Origin of the sequence: uncultured Bacteroides sp. (assembly GCF_905207245.1) — a bacterium.
Taxonomy (GTDB): Bacteria; Bacteroidota; Bacteroidia; order Bacteroidales; family Bacteroidaceae; genus Bacteroides.
Window position 1 is genome coordinate 44,049 of the sequence record NZ_CAJLKP010000033.1, and the last position, 16,912, is coordinate 60,960.

At 42.2% G+C, this 16,912-nt stretch carries 11 protein-coding genes; 5 read left to right on the forward strand and 6 right to left on the reverse strand.

Features of this window, described 5'->3' with window-relative positions; genetic code table 11:
• Positions 1-6: 6 nt before the first annotated feature.
• From QZ135_RS11695 to QZ135_RS11715, 5 genes are read right to left on the reverse strand one after another with little or no spacing between them, the layout of a single operon-like run.
• Positions 7-2,415 (reverse strand): ABC transporter permease, encoded by a 2,409-nt coding sequence (locus QZ135_RS11695; protein WP_294609176.1) that lies wholly within the window; start codon positions 2,413-2,415, stop codon positions 7-9.
• A 38-nt stretch (positions 2,416-2,453) separates the two neighbouring features.
• Entirely contained in the window at positions 2,454-4,823 is a 2,370-nt protein-coding gene (locus QZ135_RS11700; protein ID WP_294609178.1) for an ABC transporter permease, read from the reverse strand.
• Positions 4,824-4,831: 8 nt separating this feature from the next.
• Positions 4,832-6,082, reverse strand: a complete 1,251-nt coding sequence (locus QZ135_RS11705) for an efflux RND transporter periplasmic adaptor subunit (protein ID WP_294609180.1) — start codon at positions 6,080-6,082, stop codon at positions 4,832-4,834.
• Positions 6,083-6,128: 46 nt separating this feature from the next.
• A complete protein-coding gene (locus tag QZ135_RS11710) occupies positions 6,129-8,435 on the reverse strand; it encodes an FtsX-like permease family protein (RefSeq protein ID WP_294609182.1) in 2,307 nt (768 codons plus the stop codon).
• An 11-nt stretch (positions 8,436-8,446) separates the two neighbouring features.
• The gene (locus QZ135_RS11715) at positions 8,447-9,940 is read right to left on the reverse strand and encodes a TolC family protein (protein WP_294609184.1); all 1,494 of its coding nucleotides are present in this window, start codon (positions 9,938-9,940) and stop codon (positions 8,447-8,449) included.
• A 184-nt stretch (positions 9,941-10,124) separates the two neighbouring features.
• Here QZ135_RS11715 and QZ135_RS11720 point away from each other — a divergent pair, with 184 nt between their 5' ends.
• The 5 genes from QZ135_RS11720 to QZ135_RS11740 all read left to right on the forward strand — a co-directional run bounded on the left by QZ135_RS11720 (position 10,125) and on the right by QZ135_RS11740 (position 16,023).
• Positions 10,125-11,495, forward strand: coding sequence for a sigma-54 dependent transcriptional regulator (locus tag QZ135_RS11720; RefSeq protein WP_294609186.1), 1,371 nt, complete (start codon positions 10,125-10,127; stop codon positions 11,493-11,495).
• A 201-nt stretch (positions 11,496-11,696) separates the two neighbouring features.
• Positions 11,697-13,001, forward strand: coding sequence for an ATP-binding protein (locus QZ135_RS11725; RefSeq protein ID WP_294609188.1), 1,305 nt, complete (start codon positions 11,697-11,699; stop codon positions 12,999-13,001).
• A 178-nt stretch (positions 13,002-13,179) separates the two neighbouring features.
• Entirely contained in the window at positions 13,180-14,328 is a 1,149-nt protein-coding gene (locus tag QZ135_RS11730; protein ID WP_294609190.1) for an NEW3 domain-containing protein, read from the forward strand.
• A 2-nt stretch (positions 14,329-14,330) separates the two neighbouring features.
• On the forward strand, positions 14,331-15,080 hold the full coding sequence (locus QZ135_RS11735) for an ABC transporter ATP-binding protein (RefSeq protein WP_294609192.1): 750 nt from the start codon (positions 14,331-14,333) through the stop codon (positions 15,078-15,080).
• Positions 15,067-16,023, forward strand: a complete 957-nt coding sequence (locus QZ135_RS11740) for an ABC transporter permease (RefSeq protein ID WP_294609194.1) — start codon at positions 15,067-15,069, stop codon at positions 16,021-16,023. Before QZ135_RS11735 ends, QZ135_RS11740 begins: the two co-directional genes overlap by 14 nt.
• A 71-nt stretch (positions 16,024-16,094) precedes the next feature.
• Here the strand turns inward: QZ135_RS11740 and QZ135_RS11745 are convergent, their stop codons facing one another.
• The gene (locus tag QZ135_RS11745) at positions 16,095-16,454 is read right to left on the reverse strand and encodes a lipocalin family protein (RefSeq protein ID WP_294609196.1); all 360 of its coding nucleotides are present in this window, start codon (positions 16,452-16,454) and stop codon (positions 16,095-16,097) included.
• Between the last annotated feature and the right edge of the window lie 458 nt (positions 16,455-16,912).

Below are 16,912 nucleotides of genomic sequence, written 5' to 3' on the forward strand. Positions count from 1 at the left end.
TTGTTTTTATTCTGTTTTCATAATCTTTGCCGGATTAATGCGTGCGGCCTTATTCACCTGCCATAACAAAGTGCCCAGTGAAATGCCTGCAACAGTTAGTATGGCAATCACATATATGGATATACTGACAGGTGCTTTAACAACGAAATCCTTTGTATAAATGTCTATGAGATAGTAAGATAATGGTACGGTAAGCAGCGTTGCCCCTCCTATCACCCATATATATTTGCGGAATAAAATTGAATATAAATTCCGTAACTGTGCTCCGTTCACTTTCCGGATGGCTATTTCGCGGTAACGTTGGCGGATATCGAACAAGGAAAGTCCGAACAATCCCAGAGCTGAAACAAAGATGGAAATGGCGGAGAAAAGCGTGAAGACAGTTGACACACGCCGATCTTCGCGATACAGTGCCTGCACATCTTCTTCCAGCCAGTGACGGTCAAATTCTTCGGTATTGAAAATCTCCTGTCTGGCCTTTTTCAGATAAGAGATGAGCTCTTTCTCTTTTCCGTTTTTACAGGCTATCTGGTATTGCGAACCACCTCCATTGGGAGATACCATGAATACAAGAGGCTTTTTACCGGCAGTAAGATGTCCGGTATAGTAGTCTTCTATGACTGCTTCTACGGGCATCAAAGATGTACCGCCTTCTATAATATTTCCATCCATACCCATGGAAATCCAAAGAGCTTGTTCTCCCCTGACAAAGGCTTCATCACGTTTCGTATAGCCGAATGACTTCATGGCAGCTTCATTCATGACTACCAGATATTTATTGCGTCCTTCAATTTTATCGGGCAATGCATTTTCTTTCATCCGTAACTCATAAAAATTGAAAAAGTCGAGGGGAACCCACATCAACGGCATATTTTGTTTCACGTCTTTATCATTTATAAGGGTGGATGTACTTGCGCTTCCTGCTCCTAAAATGCCGCAATGTGACGGTTCTCCACGGAACCACTGTTCGATGAAGGGACATTCTTCCAGCTTTTGCTCAATGCTCTGAGCATCTTGCCGGTGTTTCTTTTTTTGTTCATCACTCTCTAAATACCAAGTTTTGGAGAGAGGTACTAAATTGGCATACAATATGCCCTTTGTCCGAAATCCCGGAGGAGTATCTTGCAAAAAGTGGAGGTGACTGCTGAAATACAATGATAGTATAATGAGCAATAAAGTGATACTATACTGTACAAACAGGAATACTGTACGGGTTGCAACTGATTGGCGTGATCCTCCGATGGAGCGTATGGATATGATGGGTGGTAGATAATTGTATTTGATAAAAGGATAAATAGTGGTAATTAATGGTAGAAGAAGCCAAGCAGCTAATGACAGTTGCCAGTCAAAAGCGGTATAAGGAATGTCACTATCAAGCAATCGATTGGCATATCCGGAGAATATTTCGATGAAAAACCATGCCAGTAGTAAAGCGATGGATATCATTAATGCATTCTCTGTCCATAGTTGCATGAAGAGAGTGCGTCCCTGTACACCGAAGACTTTCTTCACGCCGTATTCTTTGGAACGCCTTAACATAAAGACCAGATAGATATTGACAAAGTTCAATATACCTGCCAACAATAATAGTAAGCATACTCCGGTGAGTATCAGGATGTGGGAACGGCTACTGTAATGCCATATCTCGGGGTCATCGCCGGAAGCTGCCAATTCTTTGTTCCAATAAAGTTGACTGACGGGTACGAAGTTATACCGTATTCTAAACCCTTGTGATGTCTGGCGGTAGACGTTACTGGAAGCATTAATAGCATTCACATCGACTCCGGGCATGAAACGTAGAAGTTCAACATACATTCTGCTCCATTCTCTTCTTGTTTTAAGGTTGAGGTTTACCACAACATCAAATGTCAGTGAAGATTTACATGCCGGTTCATCCAATATGCCACAAATAGTGAGGTGTTTGCCTCCGGAATATTCCATAATCTGCCCTATCGGATTCTTTTCTCCAAATACACGCTTAGCGAATTTCCGGGTGATAAGAGCCTCTTCCGGAGCTACCATCCGTTTGCCTTTCAACGGATAATTAAAGAAATGGAAGAAAGCTGTATCAGTTACTAATACTTGGACAGCATAAGGCTTTTCATCAATCGTCACATTATCATTGCAGAATGTAATGAAATTACTTCTTTCTTTGATAGCTTCAGGCTGAAAATAAATAGTGTCTGCTCCGCTATCTGCCCCTACACTACCCGGGAATACATTGCCATCTATATCGCGAAGTGGAATATAGACATTTTCAGCATCTGTGCAATGTGCATTTACTTGAAGTTCCCGATGAATGTAGCGGACTAATATGATAGTACATGCCAAACTCAGTGCCAGCCCGATAATATTAATAGCTGTATATGATTTAGAGCGTATTAGGAAACGCCAAGCGTATTTGAGTGTTTTCATATTTTTATTCTATTATTTTCCTGTATTATTATATCCTATTATTCATATTTCATAATTTCAGCCGGATTTATATTGGCTGCTTTTCGTACTTGCCACAATAATGTGCCCAATGAAATAACTGCAACTATCACTAAACCTATTATGAATATACCGATGGTAACAGGCGCTTTTACGGCAAAACCACTTGTATATACATGAATAATATACCAGGAAAGAGGGATCACTAACAAGAATGCGACACCCAACACTGCCATATATTTACGTAACAGCAGTGGATAAAGGTCTTTCAATTGTGCACCATTTACCTTGCGGATTGTGATTTCACGATAACGCTGGCGAATGTCGAACAGAGAAATACCGAATAATCCGAGACTGGCAATAGCTATAGCAATACAGGCAAAGACGGAATAGATAATAGCTATTTGTTGATCCTTAGCATAGATTGCTTTTACATCTTCTTCCAAGATACTATATTCAAAGTCCTCACTTCCATAAATCTTCAATTCTGTCTTGCGTAAAAAGTCGAGTACTTCTTTCTTCTTGCCCGGCGTACAAGCTATCTGATAAACGTCACCACTCATGCGGTTACTTACCATATAGACGGTTGGCTTCTTTCCCAGAGATAAATGCCCACCATAATAATCATCCACAACAGCTACGATAGGCTGGGATTGACCGGAAGTCCCTCTTTGTAAGGGGTTTTCTTCTGTGACATTGGCACCTTGGCAAGTGGTGTAGCCCAAAGCCTCCATAGCAGCACGGTTTACTACCAGCACTCCCCAGAAACCTTTATCTTCCAGGTTAGGCAGTTCTCCTTCGATAAGTTTTATATTATAAATATGGAAGAAATGAGGTGTTGCGAAACGCATGTTCAGGTAAACCTTCTTCCCTTCGTCACTTATGTAATTGCTGCCGTAATCGCCTTTGAGAATATCAATATAACTGGCTTCAAAATCTTCTATGTAGGGACACGAGGAGAGTTCATTGTCCAATGCTTCTATCCGCTCCTCACGCAGCTTCATACTTTCATCAGTATAAGAACTGAAGTCTTTGGATTCATAGGCCAACTGGGCAATGATAATATCTTTCGTGCGAAAACCAGGTTCAGTATTGAGCAATACATCCAACTGGTTGTTGAAGTAGAGTGAGAGCACCACCAACAAGAAGGTAAGCATATACTGAATTCCCAAAAACAGGATACGTGAACGTACCGAACGATTTTCCGAACTGATAGAACGAATTGAAATTATAGGCGGGGTATAATTGTATTTTATAAACGGATAGACAGAGGTAATCAATGGCAGCATTATTAATATAGCTAACGATAATTGCCAGTCGAATGCAGTATAAACAAAGTGATAATTGAACAGACTCTTCACAGGTGTGGCACTTATTTCTATGAACAACCAGGCTATCAGCATAGCGGCTGATACCAGCAATGTATTTTCTGTCCATATATTAAAAAATAATTCCTTTCCTCTTGCACCGAACACTTTCTTTAACCCATACTCCTTTCCTCTCCTAAGCATGACTACCAGGTAGATGTTGATGAAATTGATGATACCTGTCAGTAATACCAGCAAGCATACTCCTATCATAATTAATAGATGGGGGTAACTACCGGTAAAGAACATTAATGGTTCTTCATTACTGATGGAAGTGTCCCAATAGAACTGCTTGACCGGGATAAAAGAATAAGTATAGGTACGTGTGTCACCACTTTCGGGAGAATTTACATATTGGGGATTATGCCCTGCCTTATTCAGTTTATCCATATCGGTTCCCGGCATGAATGAAAATAAATCTATAGGCATGCGTTCCCAACTGCTGGATGAAGTTTGGGATAATACTACATCAAATTGCAAGAAGGTCTTGTTTTCCAGATTACCCAATACGCCTTCAATCGTTACATCTTTGCCACTGGAACTGCGCATCACTTTGCCCACAGGATTTTCTTTTCCAAAAAGTTTCCGGGCAAAAGTTTCAGTAATCAAGGCAGATTGAGGAGAGCGTAATGTAATGTTGCCTTGTACTACCGGATAACGGAACAGTTGAAAGAATAAGCTATCCGTCACAATCATCCGTGAAGAGAAACGGTTTGTCCCCACCATCACATAGTCTTTTTCCAACGGAATGAAACTGGTTTGCTTATTAATATGGCGTTGGTCGATAAGACTGCTGTCTCCTCTGTTTATAAGGGTGGACAGATATATGTTACCATTTATGTCCCTTTTGATACCATAGACCTGTTCCCGGTCAATGCAATGGCTGTCTACTGTCAGCTCCCTGTGGATATAGCGGACCAGGATAATGCAACATGCCAGACTGAAAGCAAGTCCCAGCAAGTTGATGATGGTATATGACTTTGAGCGTATAAGGAAACGCCAGGCGTATTTGAGTGTTTTCATATTCGTTCTTATTTCAATATCAATTCTTCCGCTTCGCCAAAGTTATCATATCCCGTTGTAATTACCCAATCTCCCGGCTGTAAACCGTCTGTAATCTCGTATTGTTGGGGATTCTGGCGTCCGATGCTAAGAGGAACACGTGTAGCTTTGGTTTTGGATGCATTCAGTTTGTATATCCATTGTCCACCGGTGGATTGATAGAAGTTGCCACGAGGGATAACAATAGCCTGTTCCGGCTGTCCCAGTTCTATTTGCACTCGGAAACTTTTACCTACACGTACGTTGTCAGGCATTTCTCCGGTAAATACCAAGTCTACATCGAAAGTGCGGTCTTTTACTTCGGGCACTACTTTGGTGATGCGAAGCGGATATTTGCGTCCCTGATAATTAATTGTGGCGGGAAGTCCTGTTGTAATGCGGTCTATGTAGTATTCACTGAGGGAAGTGTGAATCTTATATTGATCTAACACCTTGATTTCCGCAATACTTTCATTGGATGAAACTTGTTGTCCCGGAGTTACTTTTACGAAGCTGAGCTGTCCGGTGATGGGAGCTTTTACTATTAAATTCTCCAGTCGTTCACAGGCACGTTCATACTTTTTGCGTTCACGTTCGCGGTCATTGCGGATTAAGTCCTTACGGATAACGGTCACGGCGGAATCATGACGAAGACTTTCGCGTTGTAGCTGGGCATTTTTCACTTTATAGTTGTATTCGTCTTCGGAAACTTCCAGTTGAGCTTTGCTCTTGATTCCCATTTTATATTCTTCCTTGTCGAGGTCGAAACTTTTCTTGAGGCGATCCAGTTCGTAGTTGGTCTGCAAAGTTTGTTGTTGCAGGTTCAGGCTTTTTTGTTCCATTTCGATTTCTTTTTCCTGATAAGTTATCAGTTGCTTTTCCCAATCATCGCGCTGGTCTTCGATGCTTCGCAAAAGATCGGGATTTTCAAGCATAAGAATGGTATCCCCCTTTTGGAGTAAGCTTCCCTCCTCGCCTATGATGCGTTCCACGCTTCCTGACTCACGGGCATTGATTTTGATGGTGAGAATAGGCTGGATAAGTCCTTCCACATCTACATATTCCATGAACTTATCATTCTTCACTTCGGCAATCTGCACATTTTCTTGGTCGATGCGAAGTTTGCTCGGACCAGCAGAAAGGATGATGACGTAGACGAGGAAAGCGAGGAAAGCCACGCCTCCTGCCAGATAATAACGGTAACGGATGTACCAAGGCTTCTTTTCGAGTTTAATATCCATGATGTTATTTATTTTTTGTTTATAATCTGATTATATATAATGTCCCTTATTCTGTTTTAATTTCTTCTGCCGGATTCCTCCGTGCTGCTTGCCATATTCGCCACCCAATACAGGAAAAAATGATGATGATGATTACTATCAAAATAGCTACATAGCTCCACCAGGATATAGGTGTTTGGATAACATAAGTTTCCAACCATCGCTTCATGATGATATATCCTGTAGGAAAGGCAACTATTGCAGCCAAAGCCAGCAACCCCATGTACTCTTTAAGAAAAATGAGAATAATATCCTTTATCGTTGCCCCATTCACTTTTCGGATAGCAATTTCTTTGCGACGTTGTTCGCACGAGAGGCTGACTAAAGAAAAAATACCAAAAATAGCAATAATAATGCAAACGGCGGATGCTACTGAAAGTAACTTCATTAATGCACGTTCCGAAGCCAGTAAGTCCTCTATCATTTTTGCAACACTTTGAGTCCATATTTTGAAGTTGGGGTAGGTTTTTTGAACATATGTTTCAATAGTGCGTTTGGCGTCTTCATAGTTGCCATGATAGGTAAAAGCATTCTTGTCTTTGGAAGGAAGAAGATTCACCGTAAATACACTTGGAGAAGCTGGAATTGTAGGCGAAAGTTGAATGTCTTTTATTACGCCGCATACACTATAATAATTGGAGAATTGTTTTCCAATAGGATCTTTCCAGCCTGTCTTCTTAACAAAAGCTTCATTGACCAGAACCTTTGCCGGCTTGCCACGAGAGTCTTTCGGAAAAGTACCTTGTATCAGTTGCATTCCTAAAAGATCGAATGCTTCTTGTGAAATTTGAAAATCGTTCACCATAAATTCAGTTTCCGCTTCTTGTTTATTATCCCATTCATCAATATAGAAACCCGATTTACCCCCAATTGGTAATGGTACATCCGCAATTCTGTGAAACTCAATTCCCGGAATCTCCTGCATTATTCTAACCCAGTTCTCTGCATCATCTGATGGTATTCCGGAAAGATAATATACAAACTCTACATTCGGGTGGGCAATACCCATATCCGAAGAAGTGCGAAGATGGTGTAATTGTTGCATCATCACTATTGTGCAAAAGATAAAACTAATGCTGATGGCTAATTGGAACCAGAGTCCTATGCGACGGAAAATATTAGAAAAATGTTTGGCAGGGCTGGAGGAAATAGCAGACTGTAATGTGAAATAACTTTGAAAGAATAAGGTGCTCCAGGCGAAGAATAAGGCGAGGCATATGACAACCGACATATAGATAGCCGCTTCTCTATAAAAGAAAAGACTATTTTCATTGATACCGGATAATAACTTGAAAGCAGGTAGAGAAATCTCCATCAAAAACAAGCCAATAAGGAATGCTAAGAGGAATAATATTAATAGTTCGGATATTAATAATAATAGCAATCCTGTATTCGAAGCTCCATTTACTTTGCGAAGTGCCCATTCACGTTGTCTCATACGGATACGTATCAGATACATTATCAAATAATTGGCAAGAGCGCTCAATACTATTAATAAACTAATTATGCAGAACAAGCGTATATGTTCTATATGGATAAAAGCCGATGTACTTGGGTGCGTGTAATGTTCTTCTGTCAATGGAGTAATAATAACTGGATATTTTATTTTTTTCCCTTCATTATCTATGACTTCCATATCCATTAATTTCTTTTTTAAAGCTTTCATGTCGGTACCGGGAATCACGCGAAGCAATGTTTGCCCGGCTGCAAAGTGCCAAAGTTTATTTTCATCAGGTATACGTTTACCTATCAAATCAAAACTATAATTGCTATGTTTCCAATCTTCAACGACAGCAGTGATGGTGGTGGACAGTGTAAGTCCTGGTTTGCCTATAGGCGATTCATCACCGAAAATCTGACGGGCAGTTCGTCTGGTTATGGCTATTTCATCAGGGTTGTACAGAAACTGATAACTGCCTTCCAATAAAACTAGGGGAAGTACGGAAGTAAAAGTACTGTCAATTTCCATCTTCTTCCAGGAATTAGTTTGCCCGTTGTTGGTATTTTCAATGGTTACTATGCGATTTCCATAGGTTGCACTTTCTATTTCGGGAAATGTATTCATTAAATGTTGTGCTAACATAGGAGAAGTTATGCTGGAATAGCCGCTATTTTCCAGATCACTGGTTGTCCCGGCTACATACACCCTGTCTGCACCTTCATGAAAAGTATCATATGTTTGTTCGTAGTGCAGCCACATACCTGATAGGGCGAAGCTGACGAAGCCCACAGCCAGACCGATTATACTGATAATCGTCTGTGTCTTATATTTTATCAGGTTGCGCAAGGCAACTATTAAATAGTGCTTCAACATATTTATAATTTCTATTTTCTTATCATCTCATCCATCACCGCCTCTATCTTTTCCGTTTCCGTCAGTGGTGCATCCAGTTCAAAATCATAGAGCGTAATGCTGCGAAGAGTATAATACAGACTCCAGTAGTTATATAATGCCGTTATATAATTCCGTCTTGCAGCGTCCTTTTCGCTGATGGATGCATTAAGGTCGAGTACGGTAGATTTGCCTAAAATGTAGAGTCTCCGGGCTACGTCGGCACGCCGTTGTGCTGTTTCGTCAGTGCGGGCGGCAATGTGTACGCGTTGCGATTGCAGATTGAACTGTTGTACCAGTTTGCGGACATTCAACTCAAAGTCAGTCTTATCCTGTTCTACCTGAGTATATGTCAGGTCACGATTGGAACGGGCCACGCGAACTTGCCCTTTTCCCCGTCCCCAATCCAATATAGGCAGATTGATGCCGAGAGTGACATATTGTTGGTCTAATGGATTGTGATAAGCATCTTTCAACTTGTTTCCCGTCTGCGTCAGTCCGAAACGGAGATAGAGATCAGCTTTTAAACCGGCATTGGCGCGGGCATTGGCTACATTGCTTTCACTCTCCAGTTTGCGGCGTTGCATGTTCAGTATGTCCGGACTGTTTTCTCTTGCTGTCATCAAGGCGGCATTCAGGTCTATGTGAAGGCTGGGGACATGGTCGTTGACCTCTACCTTTATCAACACATCTTCCTGAATGCCGAGATACGAACGGAGTTCCTGCATACAATCTTCTACCTCAATATGTGCATTCATGCGATTGGTTTCTTCGGTCAGTTTATTTAGTTCCAGTTGCAACATTTCATTTTCAGTGATAGTACCAATATTATAGCGCCCCTGTGCATATATGTATAAGGTGTCTGCATTAGCATAGTTGGTAGAGGCAATTTCGTAATTGCTCTGTGCCGTGGCAAGGGCGAAGAATTTCTGCGTGGCACGTGCGGCAACGAGTTCCAGAGTTTCTACATAGGTTTTCTTTGCCTCTCGGTAGCGTAATGGTTCGATGCGGCGGTTCCATTTCAGACTATTGTATCCGAAGAGTGCCTGACTATAACCGATATTTATAGGTGATGTCTGCCAGGAAGTGGTGTTGTCACTGAACAAATCAAGACGTTGCGCCGAAGTTTCTACGAATAGCGTACCACCTGTCCAGGGTATATTCTGTGTGAGGCTTAGTGTGAGATCGGTACTTAGAAGATTCTGTTCTACAAATTTTACACTACCATCGCTCATGGTAATTTTATTGATAGCACGGTTCAAGGCCGGGTCGGAAGTCAGCTTCAATGCGGGTAAGTAATTGGCACGGTAGTATTTATAGCTCCAATAGGCTGAACGGAAACTGTGCCGGGCTGTTTGCGCATCGGGTGATTGCTGACGAGCACGCTCTATCGTTTGTTCTAAAGTTAGTTCCAGAGTACGTTCCTGGGCTTCGGCGGTTACCAGGATTCCGCAGGCTATCAGTGATAAAAGTATATTTTTGTACATAGTATGTTCCTTTTGATAGAAGGGTTTCAAATCCTGTGCCAAAGTTGTAAGTTGTTGTATATCAGTAGATACTTTTTTGTTTTGCATATTATCCCGTGTGCTATACCGCACAAAAATAGTGCGTATCCGCACGCACAACACATGGAAATAATATCTATCTTTGTTGCGTAGAATAAAAACAACTATGGAACAACTTGGGAAAATATTGATAGTGGATGATAATGAGGACGTACTCTTTGCCCTCAACCTCTTGCTGGAACCCTATGCCGAAAAGATAAAGGTGGCGGTAACTCCCGACCGCATTGAGCATTTTATGACAACTTTCCAGCCAGATATTATATTGTTGGATATGAACTTTAGCCGTGATGCTATTAGCGGGCAGGAAGGCTTTGAAAGTCTGGAACAAATTCTGCACATTGACCCGCAGGCCGTCGTTATCTTTATGACAGCATATGCGGATACGGATAAAGCGGTACGAGCCATCAAGGCGGGTGCCACAGACTTTATTCCGAAACCCTGGGAAAAGGAAAAGCTGCTTGCTACGCTTTTCTCCGGCATCAAGTTGCGGCGTTCCCGTTGCGAGGTCAATCTGCTGAAAGAGCAGGTGGAAGTGCTGAGTGGTGCCGGAAGTGGTGCGAAAGAATCCATTATTGGCGAGTCTGCCGCGATGCAGGATGTCTTTTCGACGGTAGATAAATTGCGTGATACGGATGCTAATATTCTTATTCTCGGCGAGAATGGAACGGGAAAAGATGTAATAGCCCGTTTGCTCTATCGCAGTTCACCTCGCTATGGGCGGCCGTTTGTGACGATTGACCTCGGAAGTATTCCGGAACAGCTATTCGAGAGTGAATTATTCGGTTATGAGAAAGGTGCATTTACTGATGCCCGGAAGTCAAAAGCCGGACGTATGGAGGTGGCAACGGGCGGCACGTTATTTTTGGATGAAATAGGAAATCTTTCACTACCTATGCAGGCGAAGTTGCTGACAGCCATTGAAAAAAGGCAAATTAGTCGTCTGGGAAGCACTCAGGCGGTATCTATCGATGTACGCTTGATTTGTGCCACCAATGCAGATATACGTCGTTTGGTTGAAGAAGGAGAATTCCGGCAGGATTTACTTTACCGTATCAATACGATTGAACTGCACATTCCTCCTTTGCGGGAACGAGGGAATGATATTCTTCTGTTAGCCGACTATTTCCTGCAACGCTATGCCCGGAAATATCAGAAAGAAATGCGTGGGCTGACGCGTGAAGCGAAAGCTAAATTACTGAAATATGTCTGGCCGGGCAATGTAAGAGAGTTGCAGCACACAATGGAACGTGCTGTGATTTTGGGTGATGGTTCGCTGCTCCGTCCTGATAATTTCTTATTTCAGGCTTCAACTCCCCGTCCTAAAAAGGAGGAAGAAGTGCTTAATCTGGAACTATTGGAACGGCAGGCAGTGGAAAAGGCGATGCGCTTGAGTGAAGGGAATATGACAAGGGCAGCGGAGTATCTGGGCATTACACGGTTTGCGTTGTATAGGAAGATTGAAAAATTAGGTCTGTAAATGATAATTTAGCGCGGAGCGCTAAATTAAGTTACGAGCTACGAGCTACCAGTAACGAGTTGCTGCGCTGTACTCGTGGGCGAATAATTATTCGCGCCGGCTATCACACCGAAAGGCACTTGTCACTCGTAGCTTGTAGCTTGTCACTTATCGCGCAAAGCGCGATAAATTATCATTTAATGAACAAAAACAACATATAATATGAAGCGGTATTCTTTGGTTGTAATTCTGCACATTTGTCTTTTGGTAGTGCTTTCCATTGGTGCATATGTATTATTCCGTGCTGAGTTGTGGTTCAGTACGCTCATTACGTTCCTATTCCTTTTGGGAACAGGCATGCACCTATATTATATACAGATGAAGCAGTTGCAGATGATGCGCCGTTTGACGGATAGCCTGCGTTACAATGATATGACGCAAACCTTTCGTCCGCCATATAAGAATAAGCTGATGACAGAGATGGCTATGGAGTTATCCGAAACCCTGCAAGCTTTCCGTGGTCGCCTACTGGAAGAGGAAGTGAAGCACCAATACTATGAGAGCCTCCTGAATAAAGTAGATACTGCTGTATTAGTGACCGATATGTCCGGACGTATTGAGTGGATGAATCCTGCCGCCACTGTTCAATTGGGGCAGGAACCGCAACTACCGGTTGAACTTCTTACCCTTTCTTCCGGTGAAACGCATGTTATACGTATCCATCGCAATGGAGCCACTTTGGAGATGGCCGTAGCCACTACCCTTTTCGTGGCTCGTGGAATGGAAAGGCGGCTTATCAGTTTGAAGAACATTCACTCTGTGTTGGAACGGAATGAAATGGAGGCTTGGCAAAAGCTTATCCGTGTCCTCACTCATGAAATCATGAATTCTATTACTCCTATTATTTCCCTTTCCGAAACATTGAGCGAGCGTGGAGTACCTGCAACATTGCAAGATGCAACGGGCGAAAAGGAATATGCCGTAATGTTGCAAGCTATGCAAACCATTCATCGGCGTAGTAAAGGCTTGTTGGGATTTGTCGAAAATTACCGCCGTCTTACCCGCCTTCCGGTTCCTGTCTGCACCATTGTGCCTGTTCAGGAACTATTTACAGACTTGCAGAAACTGTTTCCGGATCAAACGATTCATTTTGAACTCCCGCCATCAGACAAAGTTCTGGATGTGGACCGCGCTCAAATTGAACAGGTGCTTATTAATCTTTTGAAAAATGCCCGTGAAGCATCCGCCCGTCGTGAAGTGCCCAAGATTGAAGTGAAAGCTTCCTTTGCTCCCAAGGTGACTTCTTCTCTTTCTTCATGGCGCTGCACCATTACAGTGCGTGATAATGGTGAGGGCATTTTACCCGAAGTGCAGGATAAAATATTTGTCCCGTTCTTCACCACAAAAACAGCAGGTTCTGGTATTGGGCTAAGCCTTTGCAAGCAGATTATGAACCAGCATGGAGGAAATATTTCTGTTTATTCGGAACCAGGCAAAGGAAGCTGTTTCACTCTGCAATTCAGTTAAGGAATTACCTTTACGCGTAAATGATTATTTTGAGTTTATTAAAAAATACCAATATTATATAATCATAAAATATATGTGGTGATATTTTATTGCTTTTAACAGATGCGAATGATTCCATTTTTTATTTTTGCAGCCTCACAAATCGATAACTCATATTTAATTAACCATAAAATTTCATATGACTATGCGAACCAATTATTTGCTGCTATTAACTATTTTGTTGGGTTTGATACCCGTGAACAACACACATGCTTCTGACTCTGTATCAAGTGTGTTTCTTTATTCTCCTTACACAAAAATCTCCGTTTCTCCGGGAACTAGCATTGACTACAAAATCGATTTGATTAACAATTCGGAATCTCCGGTCAATGCTGACTTAGCTGTTACCGGATTACCTTCAAGTTGGAAGCGGGAAATAAAATCGGGCGGATGGAATGTAAATAAACTGGCTGTCCTTCCCAATGAAAAAAAAGATTTCAATTTGAAGCTGGAAGTCCCGTTGAGGATAAACAAAGGCAGCTACAATTTCGTAGTCTCTGCCGGAGATTGCCAACTTCCCCTAACGGTCATCGTAGCCCAGCAAGGAACTTATCAGACTGAATTCACTACCGATCAGCCTAATATGCAGGGCAATTCAAAATCAACATTCACCTTCAGTGCCATATTGAAGAATCAGACTGCCGATCAGCAATTATATGCTTTGATGGCTAATGCTCCCAGAGGTTGGAATGTTATCTTCAAGCCCAACTACAAGCAGGCTACTTCGGCACAAGTGGAAGCAAATGCCAGTCAGAACGTATCAATAGATGTTATTCCACCCGCCAATGTGGAAGCTGGAAATTATAAGATTTCGGTGCGTGCGGTTGCCGGTAACACTTCAGCTGGCTTGGATTTGGAAGTGGTGGTTACGGGGACGTATCAAATGGAACTGACCACTCCACGGGGATTGCTGAGTACCGAAATAACTGCTGGAGATGTGAAACGCCTGGAATTGGTGGTAAGAAACACAGGTTCTTCTTTGTTGAAAGATATCCAACTATCATCGGGTAAGCCTCAAGATTGGGAGGTATCTTTTGAACCTGCCAAAATAGAAATGCTGAAGGCGGGAGAAACTTCTACCGTAACGGCTGTGATGAAAGCTTCGAAGAAAGCTCTGCCGGGTGATTACGTTGCGACAATGGAAGCCAAGACCCCCGAAGTGAATGCTACTGCACAATTCCGTATCGCAGTAAAAACTCCGATGCTGTGGGGCTGGGTAGGAATCTTAACCATCATTGTAGCTGTGGGAGGCGTATATTATCTGTTCCGCAAATATGGAAGGAGGTAATTATGAGCGAGCAAGTGATTGTGCTTACCGATCTGACGAAAAAATACGGTAATTTCACAGCTGTAAACCATATCAACCTGTCGATTTGTAAAGGAGAAATTTTCGGATTGCTGGGACCAAACGGTGCAGGCAAGTCGACAACTATCCTGATGATGCTGGGACTGACTGAACCGACCTCCGGCAGGGTTGAAATTTGCGGGATTAACTCCACAATGAACCCTATTGAAGTAAAGAGGAAAATAGGTTATCTCCCCGAAGATTTAGGCTTTTATGACGACATGACCGGACTGGAGAATCTGGTTTATACGGCACTTCTGAATGGTCTCTCAAAAAAAGAAGCAAAAGATAAGGCTATAGAACTTCTGAATCGCGTGGGGCTTGCCGAACAGATAAATAAAAAGACCGGGAAATACTCCCGGGGTATGAGGCAACGTTTGGGACTTGCGGATGTGCTGATTAAGAATCCTGAAATTGTTATTCTGGATGAGCCGACGTCAGGCATCGACCCTACCGGAATTCAAGAATTCATTGAATTAATCCGTAATTTGAGCAGAGTACATTCTCTCACTGTGCTGTTTTCCTCTCATAACTTAGATCAGGTGCAGAAGGCTTGTGATCGTGTAGGAGTGTTTAATTACGGAAAATTGCTGGCACAACTCGATCTCAAAGAAATGGAAGGAAAGAAAGTGGAACTTATTGATATTTATAATAACTATGTAAAGGAAGGAGGCGAGAAACATGAACAAAGCTGAACAGCCTTTCTGGGTGATAGTCAATAAAGAGATAAGAGATCATGTCCGTAGTTGGCGGTTTATTATTCTGCTTGTCATCATCACCCTTACTTGCATGGGGGCATTGTACACGTCGCTCACCAGTATGCGCGAAGCTATCAAGTCCGGCAATGCAGAAGATGCCTTCTTTTTTTTAAAGTTATTTACCATATCGGACGGCACTCTTCCTTCTTTTGTGTTGTTTATCAATTTTCTAGGTCCGTTGCTGGGTATTGCGTTAGGCTTTGACGCCATGAATTCGGAGCAGAATAAGGGAACATTATGCCGCATATTGTCACAGCCCATTCATCGTGACTGTATGATAAACGCTAAGTTTCTGGCAGCATTGATCGTAATAGTTGTTATGTTGTTCGTGCTGGGATTTTTGGTAATGGGTGCCGGATTGATTGCTATTGGTATTCCGCCCACCCCGGAAGAATTTGGACGTATTATTTTCTTTCTTATCCTAAGCATCTTTTATGTGGGACTTTGGCTGAATATGGCGATATTGTTTTCACTTTGTTTCCGTCAAACGGCAACTTCGGCTTTGGCTTCAGTGGCAGTATGGTTGTTCTTCAGCGTATTCTATACGATGATTGTTAACTGGGTTGCCAGGATGTTTATGCCTTCGGAGATGATGAATCCTTATTATGTGGTTGGCTACCAGAAAATCGTTTGGGGAATAATGTCCTTTAATCCTTGCGAATTATTCAATCAGGCAACTTCTGTGTTGCTGATGCCGTCTGTCCGGAGTCTTGGACCGTTGATGATGGAGCAAGTGCAGGGAGCAATACCCAGCCCTCTTCCTTTGGGACAAAGTTTACTGGTGATATGGCCGCAACTGACAGGACTGATTGCAGTCACAATTCTCTGTTTTGCTCTTTCCTATGTTATGTTTATGCGAAGGGAAATTCGTCCGAGATAACTGTTGGTGAGATAAAATAAAAAATGCCTGGTGATGTTTAGATTGCCAGGCATTATTATAAGTGGTTTATGTTATTGTTGTCTCACATATTCCAGTGTGTATCCGTAATTGGAACTCAATACCAGAGAATCTGGTGTCAGTTTATCAATTTTTAGTGTATCCACCCCTTCAATTTCAATTCCGTTACCGATACTTTTTACTGTTAGGTATAAATTATCACCTTGTTGGTCCCATTCTTTGTATACCAATGTATGCATATTGATGGAAGATGCTTCGCCATTCTCTTCTAATTTAATGCCTTGCATTTCTCCGGGTTGTCCTTCAATAGGCATTACCCAGGAACCTACCACTGTGACAGGAGCTTTTGTTCCACTGCCACAAGCAGCAAATATGACTGCTATGACAGCCATGCTGAAAATTTGTTTTTTCATGATGTCTTTTATTTTATAGTGTAACGTTGAGATGTGCTAATTGTTTGCGGGGATAAAGTTAAACGAAATATATTGTTTTGCCAGATATTATTTCATCTTTTTATTCTATTTGTTATAGGATACCATTCACAAGTTGGGAGCATACCAAGTCCGTAGTTGTTCCGTACCAAGTCCGTATCTGCTCCGTAGTATCTCCGTACTCATAGGTACGGACCTAATACAGACCTGATACGGAGTTGCTACGGAGCAGATACGGACTTGGTACGGAACAACTACGGGTAGCGCTATTGTTTTTCAGGCTTTTAGAACTTATGGAAAATATTTTTTTCTAAAAAAACTTCATATTTCTTTGTTTGTTACAAAAATGTTTCTACCTTTGCACTCGCTTTTAAGAAATAAGGCACTCGGGGTGTAGCGCAGTCCGGTTAGCGCACCTGCTTTGGGAGCAGGGGGTCGTG

What these genes read in the sequence shown, in the direction of transcription:
- QZ135_RS11695 (WP_294609176.1), bottom strand. Translation starts at nt 2,415, where the DNA reads ATGAAAACACTCAAATACGCTTGGCGTTTCCTAATACGCTCTAAATCA.
- QZ135_RS11700 (WP_294609178.1), bottom strand. Translation starts at nt 4,823, where the DNA reads ATGAAAACACTCAAATACGCCTGGCGTTTCCTTATACGCTCAAAGTCA.
- QZ135_RS11705 (WP_294609180.1), bottom strand. Translation starts at nt 6,082, where the DNA reads ATGGATATTAAACTCGAAAAGAAGCCTTGGTACATCCGTTACCGTTAT.
- QZ135_RS11710 (WP_294609182.1), bottom strand. Translation starts at nt 8,435, where the DNA reads ATGTTGAAGCACTATTTAATAGTTGCCTTGCGCAACCTGATAAAATAT.
- QZ135_RS11715 (WP_294609184.1), bottom strand. Translation starts at nt 9,940, where the DNA reads ATGTACAAAAATATACTTTTATCACTGATAGCCTGCGGAATCCTGGTA.
- QZ135_RS11720 (WP_294609186.1), top strand. Translation starts at nt 10,125, where the DNA reads ATGGAACAACTTGGGAAAATATTGATAGTGGATGATAATGAGGACGTA.
- QZ135_RS11725 (WP_294609188.1), top strand. Translation starts at nt 11,697, where the DNA reads ATGAAGCGGTATTCTTTGGTTGTAATTCTGCACATTTGTCTTTTGGTA.
- QZ135_RS11730 (WP_294609190.1), top strand. Translation starts at nt 13,180, where the DNA reads ATGACTATGCGAACCAATTATTTGCTGCTATTAACTATTTTGTTGGGT.
- QZ135_RS11735 (WP_294609192.1), top strand. Translation starts at nt 14,331, where the DNA reads ATGAGCGAGCAAGTGATTGTGCTTACCGATCTGACGAAAAAATACGGT.
- QZ135_RS11740 (WP_294609194.1), top strand. Translation starts at nt 15,067, where the DNA reads ATGAACAAAGCTGAACAGCCTTTCTGGGTGATAGTCAATAAAGAGATA.
- QZ135_RS11745 (WP_294609196.1), bottom strand. Translation starts at nt 16,454, where the DNA reads ATGAAAAAACAAATTTTCAGCATGGCTGTCATAGCAGTCATATTTGCT.